This window comes from Micromonospora sp. USAFONa4 (genome assembly GCF_057197825.1).
On the sequence record NZ_CM170072.1, the window covers coordinates 5,209,160 to 5,232,723 of the forward strand.

The 23,564-nt window shown below is 75.1% G+C and carries 23 protein-coding genes; 12 read left to right on the forward strand and 11 right to left on the reverse strand.

Features of this window, described 5'->3' with window-relative positions; genetic code table 11:
- The first annotated feature begins 50 nt into the window (after positions 1 to 50).
- Both AC0OO9_RS22985 and AC0OO9_RS22990 read left to right on the forward strand, forming a co-directional pair.
- Complete coding sequence (locus AC0OO9_RS22985; protein ID WP_484512264.1) at positions 51 to 365, forward strand: VOC family protein; 315 nt, start codon at positions 51 to 53, stop codon at positions 363 to 365.
- A complete protein-coding gene (locus tag AC0OO9_RS22990; protein WP_151452467.1) occupies positions 362 to 748 on the forward strand; it encodes a VOC family protein in 387 nt (128 codons plus the stop codon). The genes AC0OO9_RS22985 and AC0OO9_RS22990 overlap by 4 nt, the downstream gene beginning before the upstream one ends.
- Before the next feature lie 53 nt (positions 749 to 801).
- Here the strand turns inward: AC0OO9_RS22990 and AC0OO9_RS22995 are convergent, their stop codons facing one another.
- The 5 genes from AC0OO9_RS22995 to AC0OO9_RS23015 all read right to left on the reverse strand — a co-directional run bounded on the left by AC0OO9_RS22995 (position 802) and on the right by AC0OO9_RS23015 (position 7,898).
- Positions 802 to 1,668: a hypothetical protein gene (locus AC0OO9_RS22995; protein ID WP_484512266.1), complete on the reverse strand. Its 867-nt coding sequence runs from the start codon at positions 1,666 to 1,668 to the stop codon at positions 802 to 804.
- A 107-nt stretch (positions 1,669 to 1,775) separates the two neighbouring features.
- Positions 1,776 to 2,936 (reverse strand): hypothetical protein, encoded by a 1,161-nt coding sequence (locus AC0OO9_RS23000; protein WP_484512268.1) that lies wholly within the window; start codon positions 2,934 to 2,936, stop codon positions 1,776 to 1,778.
- A gap of 215 nt (positions 2,937 to 3,151) precedes the next feature.
- Entirely contained in the window at positions 3,152 to 5,221 is a 2,070-nt protein-coding gene (locus AC0OO9_RS23005; RefSeq protein ID WP_484512269.1) for a 3-hydroxyacyl-CoA dehydrogenase NAD-binding domain-containing protein, read from the reverse strand.
- On the reverse strand, positions 5,218 to 6,414 hold the full coding sequence (locus AC0OO9_RS23010) for a thiolase family protein (protein WP_151457454.1): 1,197 nt from the start codon (positions 6,412 to 6,414) through the stop codon (positions 5,218 to 5,220). The genes AC0OO9_RS23005 and AC0OO9_RS23010 overlap by 4 nt, the downstream gene beginning before the upstream one ends.
- A 155-nt stretch (positions 6,415 to 6,569) precedes the next feature.
- Positions 6,570 to 7,898: a ribonuclease D gene (locus AC0OO9_RS23015; protein ID WP_484512272.1), complete on the reverse strand. Its 1,329-nt coding sequence runs from the start codon at positions 7,896 to 7,898 to the stop codon at positions 6,570 to 6,572.
- 205 nt (positions 7,899 to 8,103) lie between these two features.
- Here AC0OO9_RS23015 and AC0OO9_RS23020 point away from each other — a divergent pair, with 205 nt between their 5' ends.
- Positions 8,104 to 9,321, forward strand: a complete 1,218-nt coding sequence (locus AC0OO9_RS23020) for a S1C family serine protease (protein ID WP_484518016.1) — start codon at positions 8,104 to 8,106, stop codon at positions 9,319 to 9,321.
- 75 nt (positions 9,322 to 9,396) lie between these two features.
- Positions 9,397 to 10,233, forward strand: a complete 837-nt coding sequence (locus AC0OO9_RS23025) for a hypothetical protein (protein ID WP_484512274.1) — start codon at positions 9,397 to 9,399, stop codon at positions 10,231 to 10,233.
- Positions 10,234 to 10,250: 17 nt separating this feature from the next.
- Here the strand turns inward: AC0OO9_RS23025 and AC0OO9_RS23030 are convergent, their stop codons facing one another.
- Entirely contained in the window at positions 10,251 to 10,823 is a 573-nt protein-coding gene (locus AC0OO9_RS23030; protein WP_357578768.1) for a DUF3000 domain-containing protein, read from the reverse strand.
- A gap of 208 nt (positions 10,824 to 11,031) precedes the next feature.
- Between AC0OO9_RS23030 and hemE the strand changes: the two genes are divergently transcribed.
- From hemE to hemQ, 3 genes are read left to right on the forward strand one after another with little or no spacing between them, the layout of a single operon-like run.
- Positions 11,032 to 12,129, forward strand: coding sequence for a uroporphyrinogen decarboxylase (hemE, locus tag AC0OO9_RS23035; protein WP_357578769.1), 1,098 nt, complete (start codon positions 11,032 to 11,034; stop codon positions 12,127 to 12,129).
- 5 nt (positions 12,130 to 12,134) lie between these two features.
- Positions 12,135 to 13,544, forward strand: a complete 1,410-nt coding sequence (gene hemG / locus AC0OO9_RS23040) for a protoporphyrinogen oxidase (RefSeq protein ID WP_484512277.1) — start codon at positions 12,135 to 12,137, stop codon at positions 13,542 to 13,544.
- Positions 13,541 to 14,242: a hydrogen peroxide-dependent heme synthase gene (hemQ, locus tag AC0OO9_RS23045; RefSeq protein WP_484512279.1), complete on the forward strand. Its 702-nt coding sequence runs from the start codon at positions 13,541 to 13,543 to the stop codon at positions 14,240 to 14,242. Before hemG ends, hemQ begins: the two co-directional genes overlap by 4 nt.
- Positions 14,243 to 14,329: 87 nt before the next feature.
- Here hemQ and AC0OO9_RS23050 read toward each other — a convergent pair whose 3' ends face one another.
- The 3 genes from AC0OO9_RS23050 to AC0OO9_RS23060 form a co-directional block, all read right to left on the reverse strand.
- Positions 14,330 to 15,448 carry a lytic polysaccharide monooxygenase auxiliary activity family 9 protein gene (locus AC0OO9_RS23050; protein WP_484512281.1) on the reverse strand — a complete coding sequence of 373 codons (1,119 nt, stop codon included), beginning with the start codon at positions 15,446 to 15,448 and terminating at the stop codon, positions 14,330 to 14,332.
- 112 nt (positions 15,449 to 15,560) lie between these two features.
- On the reverse strand, positions 15,561 to 16,019 hold the full coding sequence (locus tag AC0OO9_RS23055) for a GNAT family N-acetyltransferase (RefSeq protein WP_484512283.1): 459 nt from the start codon (positions 16,017 to 16,019) through the stop codon (positions 15,561 to 15,563).
- A gap of 117 nt (positions 16,020 to 16,136) precedes the next feature.
- Positions 16,137 to 16,397, reverse strand: a complete 261-nt coding sequence (locus AC0OO9_RS23060; protein ID WP_484512285.1) for a Prokaryotic metallothionein — start codon at positions 16,395 to 16,397, stop codon at positions 16,137 to 16,139.
- A 161-nt stretch (positions 16,398 to 16,558) separates the two neighbouring features.
- On the opposite strand from AC0OO9_RS23060, the gene AC0OO9_RS23065 reads away from it, so the two are divergent.
- From AC0OO9_RS23065 to AC0OO9_RS23075, 3 genes are all read left to right on the forward strand, one after another.
- Entirely contained in the window at positions 16,559 to 16,834 is a 276-nt protein-coding gene (locus AC0OO9_RS23065; protein WP_132233095.1) for an isoamylase early set domain-containing protein, read from the forward strand.
- Between the two features lie 120 nt (positions 16,835 to 16,954).
- The gene (locus AC0OO9_RS23070; RefSeq protein WP_484512288.1) at positions 16,955 to 17,701 is read left to right on the forward strand and encodes a lytic polysaccharide monooxygenase; all 747 of its coding nucleotides are present in this window, start codon (positions 16,955 to 16,957) and stop codon (positions 17,699 to 17,701) included.
- A 66-nt stretch (positions 17,702 to 17,767) separates the two neighbouring features.
- Positions 17,768 to 18,352: a DUF305 domain-containing protein gene (locus tag AC0OO9_RS23075; RefSeq protein WP_484512290.1), complete on the forward strand. Its 585-nt coding sequence runs from the start codon at positions 17,768 to 17,770 to the stop codon at positions 18,350 to 18,352.
- A gap of 15 nt (positions 18,353 to 18,367) precedes the next feature.
- On the opposite strand, the gene msrB is transcribed toward AC0OO9_RS23075, so the two are convergent.
- Complete coding sequence (gene msrB, locus AC0OO9_RS23080; protein WP_132233101.1) at positions 18,368 to 18,781, reverse strand: peptide-methionine (R)-S-oxide reductase MsrB; 414 nt, start codon at positions 18,779 to 18,781, stop codon at positions 18,368 to 18,370.
- A gap of 47 nt (positions 18,782 to 18,828) precedes the next feature.
- Between msrB and ligD the strand changes: the two genes are divergently transcribed.
- Entirely contained in the window at positions 18,829 to 19,854 is a 1,026-nt protein-coding gene (ligD, locus tag AC0OO9_RS23085) for a non-homologous end-joining DNA ligase (RefSeq protein WP_132233103.1), read from the forward strand.
- Positions 19,855 to 19,908: 54 nt separating this feature from the next.
- Here the strand turns inward: ligD and AC0OO9_RS23090 are convergent, their stop codons facing one another.
- The gene (locus AC0OO9_RS23090; protein ID WP_132233105.1) at positions 19,909 to 20,202 is read right to left on the reverse strand and encodes a hypothetical protein; all 294 of its coding nucleotides are present in this window, start codon (positions 20,200 to 20,202) and stop codon (positions 19,909 to 19,911) included.
- Between the two features lie 170 nt (positions 20,203 to 20,372).
- Here AC0OO9_RS23090 and AC0OO9_RS23095 point away from each other — a divergent pair, with 170 nt between their 5' ends.
- Positions 20,373 to 23,564, forward strand: a complete 3,192-nt coding sequence (locus tag AC0OO9_RS23095) for an FtsX-like permease family protein (RefSeq protein WP_484512293.1) — start codon at positions 20,373 to 20,375, stop codon at positions 23,562 to 23,564.

Below are 23,564 nucleotides of genomic sequence, written 5' to 3' on the forward strand. Positions count from 1 at the left end.
CGGCTGACCCTCACGCACGCGGGGCGCCTCATCCCCAGCGGAGGAACTCCGTGTATCCACGGATCCACAACAGCAGTTTCGACTGTCACGACACCTACGCCCTCTCCGGCTCCTGGCCGGCCGTGCCCGGGTACGCCCGGCACGCCGACGCCGCCCCCGGCGGTCCGGAGGCGGCGCTGCCAGCGCCGGACGGCACCACCCCGCACGTCTTCTTCCCACAGGTCCCCGGGGCCGGGTCGGTGAAGAACCGGGCGCGCGTCCGTCTCGAACCGGCCGGCCGGACCCGGGCGCGGGAGGCCGAGCGGGCGCTCGGCGTCAGCGCGACGGAGCGGGCGGGTACGACCATCGAGGAGGAACACCCGTGAGCGCACGGATCCACAACGTCTGCATCGACTGCCGCGACACGTACGCGCTGTCCGGCTTCTGGGCGCAGGTCTTCGACTGCCCCCGCCAGCCGGACGACTTCCCCGGCGACCCGGAGGCCATGCTGCTGCCCCCGGGAGGACCGGAGGTGCTCTTCGTCGCGGTGCCGGACGGCAAGGAGGTGAAGAACCGCCTCCACCTCGACCTGGAGCCCACGGACCGGACCCGGGACGAGGAGGTCGCGCGCCTGGTGGGCATCGGTGCCACCCAGGTCGCCGACCAGCGCCGCCCCGACGGTTCGGGCTGGGTGGTGCTCGCCGACCCGGAGGGCAACGAGTTCTGCGTGCTGCGCAGCGCCGCCGAGCGGGCCGCCACGGCGGGCTGACGCGAAAGGGGCCCGTCCACCGTCGTGGGCGGGCCCCCGCGCTGCCGTACGGGTCAGGACTTCTGCTCGACCTGTCCCCGGATGGTGGCGAACTCGGCGTGGGCCTGCTGGCCCGTCTTGAAGTAGATGATGACCATGCCGACGCTGCCCTTGTCGCTCCACACGCAGACGCCGAGCGGCACGTCCTGCGCCTTGGCGTCGCCGCACCTGGCCTCGCCGCCGAGCGGTCCCGGATCCACGGTCTTCATCTCGCCCAGCCGTACGTCGCTGGTGCGCGCGCCCCTGATGGTGTCCTCGAGCGTCTTGACCGGGTCCGGGTTCAAGCCGGACGCGGCGGCGATCATCACGAGGTCCTTGCCGGTGAGGGTGCCGTAGAACTCGCCGACGGTGCTGCTGGCGCCGGGGATCGTCTTGTTGAGTTCCGCCTCGAGCTCCCGGGCGCCGGCCTGGAGGGTCGGGTCCGTCGCCCTGGGCCGCCCGGCGAGGGTGGCCGGCGCGACGACCCGGGTCCGGGTGGCGTCGACGGTCTCCTTGACGTCGTCCTTGACGGCGAAGGCGACGATCGCCGCGCCGCCCAGGCAGAGCACCAGCACCACGGCGAGCGAGATCAGCACGATCTTGCCGGCGTTCGACTTCCGCGGCGCCGGCGGGCCGCCGTACGCCCCCGCCCCACCCCCGTACGGCGGCGGCCCGTACCCGCCGGGCTGCGAGGGCGGTGGGCCGTACCCGCCGGCCTGCGGTCCGTATCCGCCGGCCTGGGGCGGTGGTCCGTACCCGCCGGGTTGTGCCGGTGGCGGTCCGTACCCGCCAACCTGCGACGGTGGCGGTCCGTATCCGCCGGGCTGTGGCGGCGGGTAGGAGCCGTACGGGCCGCCCCCGCCGTCCGGCGGCGGGTAGGAGTTGGCGGGTGGGTAGGACATCGGTCAGCTCCGGGTCTGCGCGAGGAAGATGGTGATTCGTGCGGCCCCGGCCACGCCCGACGCCCCGCGTCGGTCGTGGGCGGCGGCGCGCACCGGGCGGGTGCCGGTCAGTACTTCTGCTCGATCTGGCTGCGGAAGGCGACGAACTCCGCCGCCGTGGCTGCCGACGAGGAGAAGAACATCACGATGAGCCCGACGCTGCCGTGGTCGGCCCACGCGCAGACGCCCAGCGGCACGCCGGCGGACTCGCCGTCGCCGCACTTGGCCAGGCCGCCGAGCGGCCCGGGGGCGATGGTGGTCAACCGCTTGACGGCCAGGTCCTTCGAGATGCCCTTGACCGCGTCGTCGAGCTCCCGTTCCGGGTTGAGCACGAAGGTGCTGGCGGCGATCACCATGACCATGTTTCGCTCGTCGGCGCTGCCGTAGAAGGCACCCGCGACGCCGGTCTCGCCGCGTACCGAGGTCCGCAGCTCGCGGACCATGTCGTCGGCGGCCTTCCGCAGGGTCGGCTCGGTGCTCTTCGGGCGGCCCCCGAGGGTCTCCGGCGTGACGACCCTGATCTGCGGGGCTTCGCTGGACTCCGGCGACGGGGTGGCTTCGGACGAGGTGTCGGCGCTCGGCGTGGCGCTCGGCGCCGCCGCGGTCGGGGACGCGGTCGGCGTGGGCCTGGGGTCGGTGCCCTGGTCGCCCTCGTAGGCGAGGTAGGCGACGCCGCCACCGCCGAGGCAGAGCACCAGCAGCCCGACGATGCCGAGGGTCAGCACCAGCTGGTGGGGCCTCGCCGGCCGGCCCGCGCCGGGCGGGGGCGGCGGGTAGCCGGCGTACGGGCTGGCCGGGAACCCGCCCTGTGGCGTCGCGGGATAGCCACCGTACGGCTGGGTGGGGTGCGGCTGGCCCGACGTGGGCCCCGGGTACGGCTGGGCGGACGTGGGCCCGGGGTGCGGCTGGCCCGAGGTGGGCCCCGGGTACGGCTGGGCGGACGTGGGTCCCGGGTACGGCTGGGCGGACGTGGGTCCCGGGTACGGCTGGGCGGACGTGGGTCCCGGGTACGGCTGGGCGGAGGTGGGGCCGGGGTGCGGCTGGGCCTGCGGGGGGTGGGGGTGCGGCGTGGCGGGCCAGCCGCCACCCGCCGGCGGCTGCCCGCCCGGCGGGGAGGCCCAACCATCGGCGGGCGGTGCCGGGTAGCCGTCCGGTCGCGGCGGATGGAAGTCGTAGTGGGTGTCGTGCTCCGGCTGCCCGGACCAGGGATCGACCGGCGGTGAGGACATGATCAGCTCCAGGCGAGGGTGCGAACGGGTGATCGTAGCCAGCCACGGCACGCTACCGCTGTCCCGACCCCGACCGTATCGGCCGCAACGACGAACGCGGTGGCCACCTCCATCCAAGCTGGACGGGGCAACCACCGCGAACGCGGGGGGCGTTGGTGTAGGGAAGGGCCCCTTCCTGACGCATTGCGTCAGGAAGGGGCCCTTCCCTACACCTTTCAGGCGGGCAGGCTGGCCGCACCGGGGGGCAGGAACCGCTGGCCGGTGACCCGCTCCGAGGTGCCGGTCCGGTCCAGGTACGGCGTGATGCCGCCCAGGTGGAACGGCCAACCCGCGCCGAGGATCATGCACAGGTCGATGTCCTGCGCCTCGGCGACGACGCCCTCGTCGAGCATGAGCCGGATCTCCTGCGCCAGCGCGTCGAGCGCGTTCTGGCGCACCTGCTCGGCGGTGAGCGGCTGGTCGCCCACCACGAGCAGCTTGGCCACCTCGTCGTTGATCTGGTCGTCGACGACGATCGGCTGACCGGAGTCGGCGATCCGCTTGAGGTTCTCGCTGACGCCGAAGCGGTCCGGGAACGCGGCGTGCAGGGTGCCGCCCACGTGGTAGGCGACGGCCGGCCCGACGAGCTGGAGCAGGGCGAGCGGGCGCATCGGCAGGCCCAGGGGGTCCAGCGCGCTGTTGGCCACGTCCAGCGGGGTGCCCGCGTCCACGGCGGCGAAGACGGTGCCGAGGAAGCGGGTGAGCAGCCGGTTGACCACGAACGCCGGGGCGTCGGAGACCAGCACGGAGGACTTCTTCAGCTGCTTGCCGACCGCGAACGCGGTGGCGAGCGTGGCGTCGTCGGTGCGCTCGCCCCGGACGATCTCCAGCAGCGGCAGCACCGCGACCGGGTTGAAGAAGTGGAAGCCGACGACCCGCTCGGGGTGCTCCAGCTCCTCGGCCATCGCGGTGATCGACAGGCTGGAGGTGTTGGTGGCCAGCACCGCCTCCGGCTTGACAAGCTTCTCCAGCTCGGCCCAGACCTGCTTCTTGACGGCGAGGTCCTCGAAGACCGCCTCGATGACGAAGTCGGCATCGGCGAAGACGCCCTTGTCGACAGAGCCACTGACCAGGCCGTACAGCTTGGCGGCCGTGCCCTTGTCCATCCGGCCCTTGCTGACGGCCTTCTCGATCTGGGTGTGCACGTAGCCGACGCCCTTGTCCACCCGGGCCTGGTCCAGGTCGGTCATGACGACCGGCACCTGGAGGCGGCGGGCGAAGAGCAGGGCGAGCTGGCTGGCCATCAGGCCGGCGCCGACGATGCCCACCTTGGTGACCGGGCGGGCCAGCCCCTTGTCCGGCGCGCCGGCCGGCCGCTTGGCCCGCCGCTGCGCCAGGTCGAACGCGTAGAGGCCGCTGCGCAGCTCCTCGGAGAAGACCAGGTCCGCGAGGGCCTCGTCCTCGGCGGCGGTGCCGGTGGCGAAGTCGGCGTCCTTCGCCGTCTCCAGCAGGTCCAGCGCCTTGTACGCGGCCGGGACCGCGCCGTGCAGCCGCGCATCGAGGGTCTGCCGGGCGAAGTAGAGCACGCCCGCCCACATGTCCTTGTCGACCTCGGGCCGGGTCACGGTGACCTCGCCCCGGACGACGCCGGCGGCCCACTCCAGGGACCGCTCCAGGAAGTCCGCCGGCTCCAGCAGCACGTCCGCGATGCCCATCTCGGCGGCCTGCTTCGGCTTGAGCATCTTGTTCTGCATGAGCGGGTTCTGGATGATCACCTGGGTCGCGGCCGGGATGCCGATCAGGTTCGGCAGCAGCTGCGTGCCGCCCCAACCGGGGACCAGGCCGAGGAAGACCTCGGGCAGCGCCAGCGCCGCCACACCGCCGGAGAGCGTCCGGTAGTGGCAGTGCAGGGCCAGCTCCAGGCCGCCGCCCATCGCCGCGCCGTTGACGAAGGCGAAGGTCGGGACCTCGCTGTCCTTGAGCCGGGCGAAGACCCGGTGGCCGAGCCGCCCGATCTCCAGCGCCTGCTCGCGGTCGGCGAGCTGCGGGAGGCTGGTGATGTCCGCGCCCACGCAGAAGACGTACGGCTTGCCGGTGACCGCGACGAACGCCGGGTTCGCGGCCAGGGCGGCGGTGATCGCCTCGTCCAGGCTGGTCAGGCCGCCAGGGCCGAAGCTGTTGGGCTTGGTGTGGTCGAAGCCGTTGTCCAGGGTGATCAGGGCGGCCGGCCGGTCCAGCCCCGGTACGTTCACCTGGCGCAGCAGCGCCCGGGTGACGACCTCGTTCGGTGCGGCGAGCGCGCTCACTTGTCTCCACCCTCCCAGTGCGGGTTCTCCCAGATGACCGTGCCGCCCATGCCGATGCCGATGCACATGGCGGTGACGCCGTAGCGGACCTCGGGGTGCTCGGCGAACTGCCGGGCGAGCTGGGTCATCAGCCGCACGCCCGAGGAGGCGAGCGGGTGGCCGATGGCGATCGCGCCGCCCCACGGGTTGACCCGCGGGTCGTCGTCGGCGATGCCGAAGTGGTCGAGGAAGGCGAGCACCTGCACGGCGAACGCCTCGTTCAGCTCGAACAGGCCGATGTCGTCGATGGTCAGGCCGGCGAGGCGCAGCGCCTTCTCCGTCGACGGGATCGGGCCGACGCCCATCACCTCGGGCTCGACGCCGACGAAGCCGAACGACACCAGCCGCATGGCGACCGGCAGGCCCAGCTCGCGGGCGACGTCCTCGGAGGCGAGCAGGCTGGCCGTGGCACCGTCGTTCAGGCCGGCCGCGTTGCCCGCCGTGACCTTGCCGTGCGGGCGGAACGGGGTCTTCAGGGTGGCGAGCTTCTCCAGCGAGGTGTCGCGGGGGGCCTCGTCGACCGTGGCCATGCCCCAGGCGTTCTCCTCGTCGCGGACCGCCACGGACACCAGGTCGTCCTGGAGCTTGCCGTTGGCGTACGCCTTGGCGGTCTTCTGCTGCGAGGCGAGCGCGAACGCGTCGGTGCGCGCCTTGGTGATGTGCGGGACCCGGTCGTGCAGGTTCTCCGCGGTCGCGCCCATGACCAGCGCGGACGGGTCGACCAGCTTCTCGGCGACGATCCGCGGGTTGGGGTCGACGCCCTCGCCCATCGGGTGGCGGCCCATGTGCTCGACGCCGCCGGCGATGGCGACGTCGTACGCGCCCATGGCGATGCCGCTGGCGACGGTGGTCACCGCGGTCATGGCGCCGGCGCACATCCGGTCGATCGCGAAGCCGGGGACGGTCTTGGGCAGGCCCGCCAGCAGGGCGGCGGTCCGGCCGATGGTGAGGCCCTGGTCGCCGATCTGGGTGGTGGCGGCGATCGCGACCTCCTCGACCCGCTCCGGCGGCAGCTGCGGGTTACGGCGCAGCAGCTCGCGGATGCAGCGGATCACCAGGTCGTCGGCGCGGGTGTTGGCGTACATGCCACCCGCCTTGCCGAACGGGGTACGGACGCCGTCGACGAAGACGACATCCCGGACTTCACGGGGCACTTGAGCCTCCTCTTCGACCTGATCCGGCCTGCGTGCCGGCAGGCGGCACTACGGACCGGACGAAGGTCGCCGGCACGGGCGTGTTCCTCCGGATGCTACTCGCCAGTAACCAACACTGGCACCCGCCCCCGTGTGGCCCACCCCACACCGCCGGGTCAAGGGGCGGGGGGTGGATCGGTGAGGGCCTCCGTGAGGGCGGGAAGGATCAGGGTGATCTGCCACTCGCGGGCGTTGAAGCCCCGGAGGGTCTCCGCGACGGCCGCCTCCGTGACCTCCTCCGGAGGCACCCACGCCAGCCGGCGGATCGAGTCGGGGGCGATCAGGTTCTCCGGCGGCAGCTGGTACGCGCCGGCGATCCGGACCACCACCTCCCGGCAGCGGGCCAGCCGGGCCGCCGCCACCGGATCCCGTTCCGCCCAGCGGTGCGGCGGCGGGGGACCCTCGACCGTCGGGGCGACCGGCAGCGCGTCCTCGGGCAGCTGCCGCGCGTCGTCGAGCGCGGCGAGCCAGGTGCGGGCCAGCCGCCGCACCGAGCGGCCACCGAAGCCGGGCAGGGTCAGCAGGGTCTTCTCGTCCCTCGGATCCAGCTCCGCCGCCGCGACGATGGCCGAGTCCGGCAGCACCCGCCCCGGAGCGGCGTCGCGCCGCGCGGCGATCTGGTCCCGCGCGTACCAGAGGGAACGGACCCGGGCCTGGGCCCGCGCCCCGCGCACCCGGTGGATGCCGGACGTGCGGCGCCACGGCTCGGCCCGCACCCTCGGCGGCCGGGCGCCGGTGCGCACCAGCGCGGCGAACTCCTCCGCTGCCCACGCGGACTTGCCCTGCCGGGCCAGCTCCTCGTCGAGCGCGTCGCGCAGGTCGACAAGCATCTCCACGTCGAGCGCGGCGTAGGTCAGCCAGGACTCCGGCAGCGGGCGGCTCGACCAGTCGGCCGCCGAATGGTGCTTCTCCAGGCTGTAGCCGAGCAGCTGCTCGGTCAGCGCGGCCAGGCCGACCCGCTCGAATCCGGCCAGCCGGGCGGCCAGTTCGGTGTCGAACAGCCGGCGGGGCCGCAGCCCCAGCTCGGCCAGGCAGGGCAGGTCCTGGCTGGCGGCGTGCAGCACCCACTCCGCCTCGCCGATCACCGTGTCGAGGGCGCTCAGGTCGGGCAGCGGCAGCGGGTCGATCAGCGCCGTGCCGGAACCGGCCCTGCGCAGCTGCACCAGGTAGGCCCGCTGGCTGTAGCGGTAGCCGGAGGCGCGTTCGGCGTCGAGGGCGACGGGGCCGGTGCCTGCGGCGAAGCGGGCCACGACGTCGTCCAGCTCGCCGGGCGTGGCCGCCGGCTGGGGTGTGCCCTCGCGCGGGGCGGTCAGCGGAACGGGCCCGTCGGTGGTCGCTTCGGTCCCCGCGGCCTCCGGCTCCGGTCGGGCCGACGGCGGGTGGTGCGCATCGTTTCCCGTACGGCTTTCGGCGGGCCGACGGCGCAGGGGTGGTTCGTCGGTCACCTGACAACCCTAGTGCGCGACACGACGCGGTGGGTGAAGCCGGTCCGGTGTGTGTCGCCGGGCGACCGCCGGATGTCCTTCCGGGGCCGGACATAGGGGAAGACAAAGCCCGTTGACGCAGGTACGGTCCATCGGGCCGTTGCGCGGGTACGGCATCATCAGGGTCCCGCGTGCGGAGCGGGGCGTCTACGGGGAGGGCAAGGCGATCATGACTGGCTACGGGTCGGCGGACAAGGGCCCGGCGGGACCGGGTGACGGCGGGTTCCCGCCGGGGACGGCCCGCCCCGGGCCGCTGCCACCCCGGATCGAGCCGGTCGGCTCCGCGTACCTGCCGCCGGGCGCCCCCGGGCAGCCCCCGGCCCCCCGCCCCGCCTGGTCGCCGCCGGCGCAGCCGGGCCAGTGGGGCGCGGCCCCCGCCAACGCGCCCGCCCCCGCCGCCGCGCCCGCCGCCAGCGGCTGGGGACACGGCGGCGCGCCGTCCACCGCCCCGGGCCCGTCGACGCCGCCCGGGACCACCCCGGGGCCCGGCTGGCCCCCCGCGTCCGGGGCCACGCCGCCGGGTGCCCCCAACCAGCCGCCCGCCCACGGCCACCCCCAGGGCCCCGGGCCGGGCCAGCCGTACCCCGCCGCGCCGGCGCCGGCGACGAAGGGGCGCGGGCTCACCGTCACCGCGCTCGTGCTCGCCGGCCTGCTGGCCGTGGTGACGGGCGTGCAGGCGTACCAGATCAACCGGCTCTCGAACCGGCTGGGCGACACCGACAGCAGGATGGCGGCGGCGCAGGCGGCCGACGGCACCCGGCTCGACGGCCTGGAGTCCCGGGCGGGGGCGCTGGAGAAGCAGGCCGGCGCCGCGTTCAACCCGGAGGCCGTGGCCAGCGCCGTGCTGCCCAGCGTGTTCCGGGTCCGGGCCGGCAACTCCACCGGCACCGCGTTCGCGATCGGCAAGCCGGCCGCGGGCGGGGGCACCAACCTGTTCACCAACTACCACGTGGTGGACGCGCTCTGGCAGACCGGCGAGCGGGAGGTCTTCCTGGAGCGCACCGACCAGCGCTTCCCGGCGACCATCGTGCGCGTCGACGAGGCCAACGACGTCGCCCACCTGCGGACCAACGGCAAGTTCACCGGCCTGGTCGCGGCGCCGGCCGCGGTGAAGTCCGGCCAGCAGATCGTGGTCGTCGGCGCGCCGCTCGGCCTGGAGGACAGCGTCACCACCGGCGTGGTGAGCGCCTTCCGCGAGGCCGGCGGCGGCGAGGGCCCGGTCATCCAGTTCGACGCCCCGATCAACCCCGGCAACTCGGGCGGCCCGGTCATCAACGGCAGCAAGCAGGTCGTCGGCATCGCCACCGCCAAGGCCCGCAACGCCGAGGGGATCGGTCTCGCCGTACCGATCAAGGTCGCCTGCGACGGTTTCAAGATCTGCTGACCCCGTCAGCGCCCAACCCACCCCTCGGCCCGGCGGCTCACGCGCCCGGACCAGCACCCGTGGAGGAAGAACGACATGTCCCAGCCACCGACCGGGCCGGAGGGCTACCCGCCGTACCCGCCCGCGCCCGGTCAGCCGCCGTCGGGCGGTGCCCCGCACGGCACCACCTACGGCAGCGCGCGCCCGTACACGCCCGACCAGCAGGACGCCGGCCAGCAGTACGCCCCGGCGCCGCAGCAGTACAACCCGGCCCCGTCCGCCGGCTACCCCCAGTCGGCTCCGCCGGCCGGGCCCTCCGGCTACCCCCAGTCGGCTCCGCCGGCGTCGCCCGGCTACGGCCCCGGCAGCGCGTCGCCCCACGCCGGTCAGGCCTCCGGCGGGCCGGCCTTCGGGCAGCCGATGTCGGTCCCCCCGGCCTCCGGCCCGGCCTTCGGGCAGCCGTTGTCCGCCCCGCCCGGCTCCGCCCCGCCCTTCGGCGCTCCCGCGCCCGGCGGCCCCCGCAAGAGCCACAAGGTGCTCGTCCTGGCGGTCGTGGCCGGGCTGCTCTTCGTCCTCGGCGGGGTGATGACCGGCCTGTTCGTGTCGACCACCAACGAGCTGGACCGGACCGAGAAGAAGATGGCCAGCGAGGTCAGCCAGCGCGACGGCACCATCACGGCGAACGGCAAGGAGATCGAGAAGCTCAAGACCGACCTCCAGGCGGTCCGGGACAAGCTCGGCGACACCGAGCAGGACCTCACCGGCACCCGCAACGACCGGGACGAGCAGGCCCGGCAGAAGAAGGTCATCGCCAACTGCCTCGACAAGCTCACCACCGCGCTCGCGGCGGCGGCGAACGGCAACAAGGCGGCCTACGACAGGGCCATCCAGGGCATGGACAAGGTCTGCAACGAGGCCGAGAAGTATCTGTGAGGTGACCCGTCGCGGGGTCAGGCCGCGCCGGCGGGGCGACGCTCCGGCAGCGCGGTCACCCCGGGCGGGGGAAGCCCGGCGGTCGAGGCCAGCAGCGCGCACCAGGCCAGCAGGTGCGGGGCGAGGTCGTCGTCGACAGGCGTCCAGGAGGCGCGGATCTCGATGTCGCCGGCGGCGGGCGGCCCGGCCAGGTCACCGAAGCGCGTCGACATGGTCTGGGTGATGGTGCCGCCGATCGCCCGGTGCTCCGCGTCCTGCGCCTCGAGCGCGTCGGTCAGCCACGTCCAGCCCACCCCCGGCAGCAGCGGGTCGGCGGCCAGGTCGACCTCCAGCTCCGCCGTCACGTAGGTGACCAGCCGCAGGGTGCCCTGCCACGCCTCGTGACCGGCCGGGTCGTGCAGCAGGATCAGCCGCCCGGAGGCCACCTCCTCGCCGTCGCGCAGGACGGTGGCGGAGAGCGCGAAGGCGTACGGGGCGAGGCGCTGTGGCGCGCCGACCTCCTCCAGCACGATCTCCGACCGGGGCGCCGCGGACCGCAGCCCGGTGACCGCGCGGGCGAAGGTCTCCGGGAGCGCGATCGGGGGGGCCATGCCGGCAGCCTATGCCGCCGGCCGCCCGCCCGCCCGAGAGGCGCGCCGGAGCCGTCCGACGCCGGGGCCGCCGCCACCGCCGGCCGGGCCCCGCCGCCACCGCCCGGAGCGGGCATGTCGTGGGTGCCCGCCGCCAGCGGGCTGACCGGGGTCACAAAAGGCGGCGCTGCCCGCTGCCGGTCGCGTCCCCCGTGGCACGATGGCCGCGATGAGCACCACGACGACGGGCGCCGACGCCCGAGACGAAGACCCCCGCCCCGGCGGACCGGCCGACTCGCCCTTCGTCCGGGCCTGCCGGCGCCAGCCCGGCCCGCACACCCCCGTCTGGTTCATGCGCCAGGCCGGCCGGTCGCTGCCGGAGTACCGCGCGATCAGGGCCAACGTGGCGATGCTGGAGTCCTGCCGCCGCCCCGACCTGGTCACCGAGATCACCCTCCAGCCGGTACGCCGGCACGGCGTGGACGCCGCGATCCTGTTCAGCGACATCGTGGTGCCGGTCGCCGCCGCCGGGGTGGACCTGGACATCGTGCCCGGCACCGGCCCGGTGGTCGCCGAGCCCGTGCGCACCCTGACCGACGTGGAGCGGATCCGGCCGATCACCCGCGACGACGTGTCGTACGTGGACGAGGCGGTCCGGATGCTCGTCGCCGAGCTGGGCGACACCCCGCTGATCGGCTTCGCCGGCGCGCCGTTCACCCTGGCCAGCTACCTGGTCGAGGGCGGCCCGTCGCGGACCCACGCGAAGACCAAGGCGATGATGTACGGCCAGCCGGAGCTGTGGCACGCCCTCTGCGGCCGGCTGGCCGAGGTGACGCTGGAGTTCCTGCGGGTGCAGGTGGCCGCCGGGGTGTCCGCGGTGCAGCTCTTCGACTCGTGGGCCGGCGCGCTGTCGGAGGCCGACTACCGCCGCTTCGTGCTGCCGCACTCGGCGGGCGTGCTGGCCGGGCTGGCCGACGCGGGCGTGCCCCGGATCCACTTCGGGGTGGGCACCGGCGAGCTGCTCGGCGCGATGGGTGAGGCCGGCGCCGACGTGGTGGGCGTCGACTGGCGTACGCCGCTGGACGCGGCGACCCGGCGGATCGGGCCGGAGCGGGCGGTGCAGGGCAACCTCGACCCGTGCGTGCTGTTCGCGCCCTGGCCGGTGGTCGAGGCCGAGGTGCGGCGGATCCTGGAGCAGGGCCGGGCCGCCCCCGGGCACGTGTTCAACCTGGGGCACGGGGTGCTGCCGGAGACCGACCCCGACGTGCTGACCCGGGTGGTCGCCCTGGTGCACGAGCTGTCCGCCGAGTCGGGCGACCGGGGCTGAGCGGCATGCGGGCGCCGTGGCGGGTGGCGGTGGTCGGCGGCGGGATCGCCGGGCTGGCCGCCGCGGTCAAGTTGCGCGACCGCGCTCCCGCCGGCACCGAGATCACGGTGTACGAGCAGTCCGGCGCGCTCGGCGGCAAGCTGCGCACCGGGGAGCTGGCCGGCTCACCTGTGGAGTTCGGCGCCGAGTCGTTCCTGATGCGCGACCCGGCCGGGGGCGAGTCCGCCGCCGTGGCCCTGGTCCGCCGGCTCGGCCTGGGGGAGCGGATCGTGCACCCCACCGTCGGGCAGGCCGCGCTCGTCGTCGACGGGGGGCTGCGCCCGATCCCGGGCGGCACGCTGGTCGGCGTACCCGGGGACCTGGAGCGGGTGGCCACGGTCGCGCGGCCGGCGGCGGACGCCGACGTCGACGCCGGCCGTCCGCTGCTCGGCGCGGACGAGGACGTCTCCGTCGGCGCGCTGGTCCGGGCCCGGTTCGGCGACGAGGTGGTCGACCGGCTGGTCGACCCGATGCTCGGCGGCGTCTACGCCGGCCGGGCCGACGGCCTCTCCCTGGCGACCACGATGCCGGCGCTGGCCCGGGCGGCCCGGGTGGAGCACACCCTGGTGGGCGCGGTGCGCGCCGCGCAGGCGGCGGCCCCCCGCGCGCCGGGCGCGCCGGTCTTCGGCACCCTGGCCGGCGGCCTCAGCACGCTGGTCGAGGCCGCCGCGGCGGCCAGCGGGGCGACGATCCGGCGGGGCGCGGCGGTACGCGAGCTGACCCCGGCCGGGGCCGGGTGGCGGCTGACCGTAGGCCCCACCCGCGAGGTGGAGTCGGTCGACGTCGACGCCGTGGTGCTGGCCGTGCCGGCCCGCCCGGCGGCTCGGCTGCTCGGCGGCCCGGCCCCGCAGGTGGCCGAGGGCGTCGGCGGGCTGGACTACGCCAGCGTCGCGCTGGTCACCCTGGCGCTGCCCGAGCCGGAGCTGCCCGAGCTGTCCGGCTTCCTGGTGCCGAGCACCGAGGGTCTGCTGATCAAGGCGTCGACCTTCTTCACCACCAAGTGGGGCCACCTGCGCCGCACCGACGGGCTGGCGCTCGTCCGCGCCTCCGTAGGCCGCTACGGCGAGGAGCGGCAGGTGCAGCGCACCGACGAGGACCTGGCCGCCACCGTGCACCGGGAGTTGTCGGCGGTGCTCGGCGTGCCGCTGCCCGCACCGGTCGCCGGCCACGTGCAGCGCTGGGGCGGGTCGCTGCCGCAGTACACCCCGGGGCACGCCGACCGGGTGGCCGCCGCGCGGGCGGCCCTGCGGGCGAGCCACCCGACCCTGGCTCTGGCCGGCGCCGGGTACGACGGGGTGGGCATTCCGATCTGCGTCCGCTCCGGCGAGACGGCGGCCGAGGAGATCATCACAGCACTGGGAGGACCGGGGACATGACCGAGCAGACCAACGCGGCCCGGCTGCGGGAGCTCAACGACAGCATCCGTTACACGATGTGGTCGGTGTACCGGGCCAGCAGCCCGCTGCCGTCGCTGCGCGACAACGTCACCGGCGAGGTCGAGGCGCTCTTCGCGGAGCTGGCCGGCAAGGACGTGGTCGTCCGCGGCACGTACGACGTCTCGGGGCTGCGCGCCGACGCCGACCTGATGATCTGGTGGCACTCCGCCTCCAGCGACGACCTCCAGGACGCGTACCTGCGGTTCCGCCGTACCACGCTGGGTCGGGCGCTCACGCCGGTCTGGTCGCAGATGGCCCTGCACCGGCCGGCGGAGTTCAACAAGAGCCACATCCCGGCGTTCCTGGCCGGCGAGGAGGCGCGCTCCTACGTCTGCGTCTACCCGTTCGTCCGCTCCTACGAGTGGTACCTGCTGCCGGACGCCGAGCGGCGCGAGCTGCTCGCCGAGCACGGCAAGATGGCCCGCGGCTACCCGGACGTACGGGCCAACACGGTCGCCTCGTTCGCGCTCGGCGACTACGAGTGGATGCTCGCGTTCGAGGCCGACGAGTTGCACCGGATCGTCGACCTGATGCGTGACCTGCGGGCCTCCGGCGCCCGCCGGCACGTCCGGGAGGAGATCCCGTTCTACACCGGTCGTCGCCGCTCGGTCGCCGACATCGTCAACGGCCTGGTCTGACGCCCGCCTGCCCGCCGCACCGCCGGGCCGGCCGGGGTCGCGCCCGGAGGGAGTGGGCTGCGACCCCGGCCGGGGTTCCGGTGCGGATCAGGCCACGGTCGTGCAGGTGGGTGTCGGCACGCTGTTGGTGCCGGACCACGAGCCGAGGAAGCCGAACGTGGTGCTCGCCCCGGGGGCCAGCGACCCGTTGTGCTCCGCGTTGCGGGCGACGACCCGCGTGCCGCTGGTGGTCACGGTCGCGTTCCACGCCGACGTGACCTGCTGGCCGTTGGCGTAGGTCCAGGTCACGGACCAGCCTCTGACGGCCCCACCACCGGCGGTCACCGTCACCTCGCCCTGGAACCCGCCGGTCCACTGCCCGGTCACCCGGTACGTCGCCGTGCAGGCCCCGGCCGGCGGCGGGGTCGTGGGCGGCGGCGTGGTGGGCGGGGGAGTGGTGGGCGGGGGAGTGGTGGGCGGGGGAGTGGTCGGCGGCGGCGTGGTGGGCGGCGGCGTCGTCGGCGGCGGGGTGGTCGGCCCGCCGGAGAAGTCGACGTCGCTGCACAGGTAGTACGACTGGTCGAGGTGGCTGGCCTGCCAGATGGTGTAGACGACGTGCCGCCCGGTCCGCCCCGGCGCGTTCGCCGGGATCTCGATGGACACGCCTGTGGGCTCCGGCTTCCACCCCGACGCCGGGGTGTTGCCGATCTGGCCGACCAGTTCCAGGTCGTCCCAGCCCAGCGGCTCGGTGAGCGCGTTGAAGCCCTGCCTGGTCACGTACACCCGGATGTAGTCCGCGCCGTGACTGGCCTGGTCGTAGAGGCGGACCCGGAAGTTGCTGGAGACCGGGGCGGTCTTCCAGGCGCCGACCGTGTCGAGGGCGTTGTAGCGACCGCCCTCGGTCCGGCCGCCGGAGCAGAGCTGGCCGTCGGGGATGGCGGCCTGGTGGTTGCCGGCGACGCCCTCGCGGAACAGGCCGTTCCAGTTCCACATGGCGTTCGGGTTGGCCTGCCAGGCCTGCCAGCACATCGGGTCCTCGGTGGCCATCCGGGGATTCTGGAAGTCGCTGCCCCAGCGCTGCCAGCAGCCGTAGTTGCGTGACGCCGGGTCCACCACGGAGCCGTGCGCCGACACGGGGTTGGCCAGGGCCGTGGTCAGCAGCAGCACGGCGGTCGCCGCGACGGCGAGCAGCCACGCCAGGCGGGAGGTGCGGAGTTGAGTGGACATGGGGAGCCCCCGGGAGGAGAGGTCGGACGACGACGCCCGGACGGCCCGGGAGTTGCCCCTCCCGTGCGCGCTGCGTGGCTTCCGCGACGGCTCTGCCCGGAGGCTGTCACACTTATCGGCTTCGGTCAATGCCTTCCCGGCGCATCGGGGTGTGCGGGATGCCGTCCTCGACGTACTCGGGGCCGGCGACGGCGAAGCCGTGGCGGGCGTAGAGGCCGACCAGGTGGGACTGGGCCTCCAGTACGCAGGGGCGGTCGCCGACCAGCTCCAGCGCCGCGGCCATCAGCCGGCCCGCGTGCCCGCCGCCGCGCGCCTCCGGCGCCACCACCACGCGCCCGATCCGCGCCACGCCGCCCGGGTCGGCGAGGATCCGCAGGTACGCCAGGGGCGCGCCGCCGTCGTCGAGCCAGAGGTGGCGGGTGCCCGGCTCGACGTCGCGCCCGTCGAGTTCCGGGTACGGGCACGCCTGCTCCACCACGAACACGTCGATCCGGAGCCGGAGCAGGTCGTGGAAGGTGCGGGCGTCGAGGTCGGCGAACGAGGCGGTCCTCGGCACGGGGGGCTGTGGCACTCCCCGATGGTAGGCCGGGCCCGTGGGTCAGCCGCCCCGCTGCCCCGCGTGCCGCCGGTGCGCCCGGCCGACCGGGCGGCCAGGGCGGCCAGGGCGGCGGCCGGCCGACCGCCGGCCTCAGGCGGGGCGGGCGCCGACCGCGTCGCGGATCTCGGCGCCCCGGGCGCCCTCCTCCTCGCGAGCGCAGTGCGCGCAGCAGAAGAACCGGCCGGACACCTCCACCCCGTGCCCGACGATCTTGACCTGGCAGTGCTCGCAGATCGGCGCCAGCTTGTGCGCGGCGCACTCGAAGCAGTCGAAGGTGTGCACGTCGCCGCTGACGGTCCGCACCTCGAACGCCATCCAGTAGTCGTTACCGCAGACCTCGCACGTCGCCACGACAGAACCCCCCGAAGACCGACACGTTTTTCCGAGCGTGCCGCGACCGGACGGAGCCGGGCGGGCGGATCGGCCCAGGTCACTCCGGGGTGGCGGCGTGTCGCCCCCGGCGTGTCGGGCGTTGTACCGGGTGACCGCGCGCGACCCCGGAGGAACACGACATGATCAAGCGGAACAAGCTCTTCGGCAACCAGGTGCGGGTGACCTTCAGCCTGCCCCGCGACACCCCGCCCGGCCCGGTCAGCGTGGTCGGCTCCTTCAACGGCTGGGAGCCGGGACGGCACGAACTCCTTCCGCGTCGGGACGGCACCCGGACGGTCACCGTACGACTCGGCCCGGGGGAGTACCGCTTCCGCTACCTCGCCACCGGTGGCGTCTGGCTGGACGACGAGTCCGCTGACCGGGTGGACGAGCGGGGCAGCCTGTTGCTGCTCTGACGGTCACCCTGCGTGTGCAGAAGGCGCGATGTTTCTATCGACAGGAGTCTTTACTGTTAACAAGCTTTAATTTATGTTGAGTGGCACCTCACCAGGCTTAAGTCCGAAGGAGCTGCCACCATGCGTCGAAGAATCACCATCCCGCTCGTGGCGACGGGTGCCGTCGTCTCCGCACTCGCCGTCGCGGCGCCCGCCCAGGCCCACGGCTACGTGTCCGGCCCGCCGAGCCGCCAGGCGCTCTGCGCCCAGGGGCGGGTCCCCGACTGCGGGCAGATCAAGTACGAGCCGCAGAGCGTCGAGGGCCCGAAGGGGCTGCGCAGCTGCCACGCGGGGATCGCCCAGTTCGCCGTCCTCAACGATGACAGCCGGGGCTGGCCCGCCACCTCGGTCGGCAGCTCCGTCACCTTCACCTGGACCAACACCGCCCGGCACGCCACCAGCAACTGGGAGTACTTCATCGGCGGCACCCGGGTGGCCGTCTTCAACGGCGGCGGGCAGCAGCCCGGCGCCACCGTCTCGCACACCGTCAACCTGGGCGGCTACCCGGGACGGCAGAAGGTCCTCGCCGTGTGGAACATCGCGGACACCGCCAACGCGTTCTACTCCTGCGTCGACCTCCAGGTCGGCGGGGGCGGCAACCCGTCGCCCACCCCGAGCCCGACCCCGCCGGCCCCGTCGCCCACCCCGACCCCCACCGCCGCCCCGACCACCCCGCCCGCGCCGGGCGGCAGCTGGACGGCGGGCCGGGCCTACCAGGCCGGCGACCAGGTCACCTACGGCGGGCTGACGTACCGCTGCCGGCAGGCGCACACCGCGATCCCCGGTTGGGAACCGCCGCACGTGCCGGCGCTCTGGACGCAGGTCTGACCGGACGGGTGCGGCCCGTCCCTCCGGCGCCCGCACCCGTCACCCCTTCCCAGATCGGAGTACGCCATGCGACGGCTGCCCACGGTCGCCCTGCTCGCCGTCCTGCTGACCGTCCCCGGCTGCGCCGCGCGGACCGCCCCGGCGTCGTCCGGCCCCGCGCCGCCGGGGCCGGCCGCGGCCAGCCGGCCCGAGATGAACGGCCTGGACGTGGTCTTCCTGGCCATGTTGGCGGCACACACCGAGCAGACACTGGAGATGGTGCGGCTCAGCCGCGACCGGGTGACCGACCGGAAGCTGCACACTCTCGTCGCCGCCATCGAGGTCACCGAGACCGACGAACTCGCCACGATGCGCGGCTGGCTGCGCGACGCCGGACCGGCCGCCGCCGAGGCCGCCCGCCGGCACGACCACGGACAGCACGGGATTGCCGCCGAGGACATCGCACGCCTGCGGGGCGCCCCGGACGGCGAGGTCGACCGTGTCCTGCTCGGCCTGCTCGGCCCGCACCAGGAGGCGGCGGCCGACCTGGCCCGGGCGCACCAGAAGGTCGGCGCCGACCCGCGCGTACGCGACTTCGCCGGCCGCGTCGAGCGGTCGCGTACGGCGCAGGTCTCGCTGATGGCCGGGCTGACCCCGGCCCGGGAGGCCTGAACCCCGGGTGCCGGGTCAGGCCTCGGCGCGCGGCTCCAGCCGGATGGAGACGGAGTTGACGCAGTGCCGGGTGTCCTTCGGGGTGAAACCCTCGCCCCGGAAGACGTGACCCAGGTGGCTGTCGCACCGGGCGCAGCGGATCTCGGTGCGGCTCATCCCCAGGCTGCGGTCCTCGATCTCCTTGACCGCGCCGGGGATGGCGTCGTCGAAGCTGGGCCACCCGCAGTGCGAGTCGAACTTCGTGTCGCTGGGGTAGAGCTGCGCGCCGCAGGCCCGGCAGTGGTAGGTCCCGGGCGTCTTCGTGTCGACGTACTCGCCGGTCCACGGGCGCTCGGTGCCGGCCTCCCGCAGCACCCGGAACTCCTCCGGGCTGAGCCGGACCCGCCACTCTTCCTCGGTACGGGGCAGTTCACTCTCGTCAAGACTCACCCGCCAACGGTACGTCGGACGTCGGAGGTGTGGCATATGGTCGCGCAATGGGTGGCACGAAGGCTGCGGCCGAACTGATCGAGGTGGCCGGGCACGACGTCCGGCTGACCAGCCCCGACCGGGTGATCTTCCCGCAGCGCGGCTTCACCAAGGCCGACGTCTTCCACTACTACCTCGCGGTGGGCGACGGCATCATGCGCGCCCTGCGCGAGCGTCCCACCACGTTGCAGCGCTTCCCGGAGGGCGTCGAGGGGGAGGCGTTCTTCCAGAAGCGGGTGCCCGCGCGGGGCGTGCCGCCCTGGGTGCGCACGACCACGATCAGCTTCCCGAGCGGTCGCAGCGCGGCCGAGCTCTGCCCCGCCGACCTGGCCCACGTGGCCTGGGCCGCCCAGATGGGCACCATCGTGTTCCACCCGTGGCCGGTGCGTGCCGCCGACGTCGACCGCCCCGACGAGTTGCGCATCGACTTCGACCCGCAGCCCGGCACCGACTTCGCCGACGCGGTCTCCGCCGCCGGGGAGCTGCGCGGGCTCCTCGACGAGCTGGGCGCCACCGGCTGGCCGAAGACCTCCGGCGGCCGTGGCGTGCACGTCTACCTGCGGATCGCGCCACGCTGGACGTTCACCGAGGTGCGCCGGGCCACCATCGCGCTGGCCCGCGAGCTGGAGCGGCGCCGGCCGGAGCTGGTGACCACCGCCTGGTGGAAGGAGCAGCGGGGCGAGCGCGTCTTCGTCGACTACAACCAGATGGCCCGCGACCGCACGATCGCCTGCGCATACTCGCTGCGGGCCAACGCCCGGGCCACCGTGTCCACCCCGGTTACCTGGGACGAGCTGCCCGACGTCGACCCCGACGACTTCGACCTGCGCACCGTCCCGGCCCGGCTGGCCGAGCGCGGCGATCCGCACGCCGGCATCGACGACACCGCGTGGGACATCAGCCCGCTGCTGGAGTGGGCCGACCGGGACGACACCGCCGGCCAGGGCGACATGCCCTACCCGCCGGACCACCCGAAGATGCCCGGCGAGCCGAAGCGCGTGCAGCCCTCCAAGGACCGCGACCGCCCCCGCTGACCGGCCCGCCCGACGCCGCCGTCCCGCCGGCGCCGGCGCGACGCGTGCCCGCCGTCACCGGCGGTCGCCGTACGCCTCCACCGCCTCCTTGGCCGAGCGCAGGTCCGCGCCGGTCGCCTTCCGGTACGCGGCGATCGCCTTGATCTTGTCGCCCCGGGCCAGGTGCTGTCCCACCTCCGGCGGCACGGGCGAGGCGTCCACCACGCCCAGGTGGTCCATCACCAGCCGGAGCCGGCGCTCGATCTCGGCGAGCCGGTACGCGGTCCGCGCCTGCTCGGTCCTGCCCGGCAACTGGGCGGCGAGCAGCGCGACGACGGCCACCATGAGGGCGGTGAGGGCGATCTCCATCCGGTGATCGAAGCACATCCCGCGCACCGCGCCGCCCTCGCCGGGTCGCCGGCCCCGCCCACCGGTCGGGCGCCTCCGGATAACGATCAAGTAACGGGCGCGAACCTTTCCCGGCACGTCACCGCTCTCCCTGGTCGTCGGCCCGACAGCGGGCCAGGGGAGGGCATCGGATGAAGCTGGTGTGGAGGCGGGCCCGCGAGGCGCGTGGGCTGCTGCTCGCCGCGGTGGTCGCGGCCCTGGTGGCGGTCGCGTTGGTCACCGGGCTTTCCGACTACAACCGGCGGGCCGTCGAGGCGGGCCAGCGTGCCCTGCTCAGCGGGGCGTCGTTCGAGGAGCGCAGCCTCCTGGTCAGCGGCACGGCCGGCCGGGACGCGGCCGAGTTCGCGGCCCGGGACCGGGCCGTCCGGGACGGGTTCGCCGCCGGCCTCGGCGGGGTGCCGGTCACCGTCGACGCCGCCCGCTACGGCGGTGGCCGCGAGCTGACCGGCGACCTCGGCCCCGTGGCCCGCGACGACGACCCCGTCTTCGCCACCCTGGCGGCTCTCGACGACCTGCCCCGCCACGCCGAGCTGACCGGCGGCGCCTGGCCCGCCCCGGGAGCCTCGCCGCTACAGGTCACCCTGCCGGAGAGGGTCGCCGGCGTGCTCGGGATGAGCGTCGGTGACCGGGTGCCGATGCTGGACCGCCGGTCCGACGAGGCCAGCACCGTGGTGCTCGTCGGGACCTGGCGGCCCCGCGACGCGGCCGACCCGTACTGGCGGCTGGCACCCGGGGTCGGGGCGGGCAGCGCTGCGGACGCCGGCACCTCGTACGGGCCGTTCGTGCTGGACCCGGCGGACTTCGTCGCCACGTACCCGGGCTCGGTGTCGGCGTCCTGGGTCGTCGAGCCGGACCTCGCGGCGGCGGCCGGCGCGGGGCGGCTGTCCGACGTGCGACAGGCGCTCACCGCGGCCCTCGCCGACGTGCCCGAGGCGGCCGGGCTGGGCTCCTCCGGCCAGACCGTCACGGCGATCGACCGGCTCCTCGACCGCGTCACCCGGGCCGACCTGGTGGGCCGTTCCTCGCTGGCCACCCCGCTGCTGCTGATCGTCGTCCTCGGCGGGTACGCGCTTGTGCTCGTCGCCGCCCTGCTGCACGAGGACCGGCGCGGCCAGACGGCCCTGCTCCGGGCCCGGGGCGCCGCGCGGCGGCAACTGGCCGGCCTGGCGGCCCGGGAGGCGGCCCTGGTCGTCCTGCCCGCCGGCGTGCTGGGGCCCCTGATCGCCGGCGAGGCGCTGCGGCACGTGGGCACCGGCGGCGCCACCCCGCTGACGCTCGCCGCCGGCAACACCACGCTGATCTGGGCCGCCGCGGCCGCCACCGCCGCCGGCTGCCTGGTCGCGATGGTCGTCCCGACGTTGCGGGGGGCCGGCACCTACGTCGCCGACATGGCGGCCCGGTCCCGCCCCACCCGCGCCGCGAGCGTCCAGCGGGCCAGCCTCGACCTGGTGCTGGTCGGCTTCGCGGTGCTGGCCTGGACCCAGCTGCGCCAGTACTCGTCGCCGGTCGCCGGGGCGGCCGGCCGGCTCGGGGTGGACCCGCTGCTGGTCGCGGCACCGACGCTGGGCGTGCTGGCCGGCGCGGTCGTGGCGTTGCGGCTGCTGCCGCCCGCGACCCGGTTCGCCGAGCGGTTCGTCGACCGCAGACCCTGGACCGCGACCATGTTCGGCATGTGGCAGGCGGGGCGGCGCCCGCACGCCGGCCCGGTGCTGCTGCTCGCCCTCGCCGTCGGCGGCAGCACCCTGGCGTGGTCGCTGGTGACCACGGGCGAGCTGTCGCAGGCCGACCAGGCCGACCACACCGTCGGCGCCGACCTGCGGGTCGTCGAGCGCACCGGCTCGGCTCCCGACGGCCGGGCCGGTCAGCTCGCCGCGCTGCCCGGCGTCCGCGAGGCGCTGCCGGCCTGGCGGGACGAGATCCGCCTCGGCCGCGCCGACCTGCCGACGACGGTGGTGAGCCTCGACGCCGCGGCCGCGGCCGGCGTGCTGCGACTCAACGAGAGGCTGACCGACGAGCCCGCGCCGGCACTGCTCGACCGGCTGACCCGGGCGCGCGGCGCGCCGAGCGGGCTGGAACTGCCCGCCGGCACCCGGTCGCTCACCGGCACGGTACGCACCCCCGTGCGCGACGCCGTCACGCCGCACCAGATCGGCCTCTGGGTGCTGCTGACCCGGGCGGACGGGCTGGCCTTCCGGCTTCCGGCGGGCAGCAGCGGCAGCGACGGCCGGCCGGCGCCGTTCACCGTCGCCGTCCCCGCCGGGGAGGGCGCCCTACGACTGTCCGGTTTCGAGGCCGACGGTGGGAGCGCGCGCGGGCGGGCGTACCGCCTGGAGGTGTCGGACCTGCGGCTGGTCGGCGCCGACGGCGCGGCCCGGCCGGCGTCGCTGGACGGCGGCTGGGTGGCCGTCGACGGCCAGGGCAAACCGGTCGGTGCGTCGGCCACGGCCGCCGGGCTGAAGGCCGACTGGGAGGTCGACTACCGCGAGGGTGGCCGGTTCGCGTTCCAGCCGCCGAGCCGCTTCGCCGTGGTGCCGGCCGGCGAGAACCGGCCGGTACCCGCACTGATGACCCCGGCCGTACGCGACGCGTTGAGCCTGCGCGTCGGCGACACGGTCGACCTCGTGCTCTCCGGCGCGACGCTGCCGGTCACGCTGGTCGGCGAGCTGGACGCGGTGCCGTCCGCGACCGGCGAGGGCGTGCTGCTGGACCTGCCGGCGGCGGCGGACTGGCTGATCCGGGACCGGGGCGGGGTCCGGCCGGTGCCGGAGTGGTGGCTGGGCACCGAGGGCGCCGGCCACGCCGAGGCGGCCCGCGCGGCGGCCGACCTCACCGGCACGACGCTGCTCGACCGGCGGGAGGTGGCCGAGCGGGCCGCCGGCGACCCGTACTGGCAGGGGGCCCGCACGGGACTGCTCGCCGCGGCGCTCGGCTCGGTGCTGCTGGCCCTGGTCGGCCTGATCGTCGACGTCTGGGCCACCGCCCGGCACCGGCTCGGGGAGTTCGCCGTGCTGCACACGCTCGGCGCGAGCCCCCGGCTGCTGGCCCGGGCGCTGCTGGCCGAGCAGACCTTCCTGGCCGGGATCGGCGTCGGCGTCGGCCTGCTGCTGGGCGCCGCGGTCGGCGCGACCATGGCCCCGCTGGTCATCCTCACGCCGTCCGCCGGCCGGCCGGTGCCGGAGGCCGCCTTCGTGCTGCCCTGGCTGCCCATCGGCCTGACCGCGCTCGGCCTGCTGCTGGCGGCACTCGCCTTCAGCGCGTTCATCGCCCTCGGCATCCGGCAGCGGGTGGCCGTGGCGCAGCTGCGGATCGGGGGAGACCGGTGA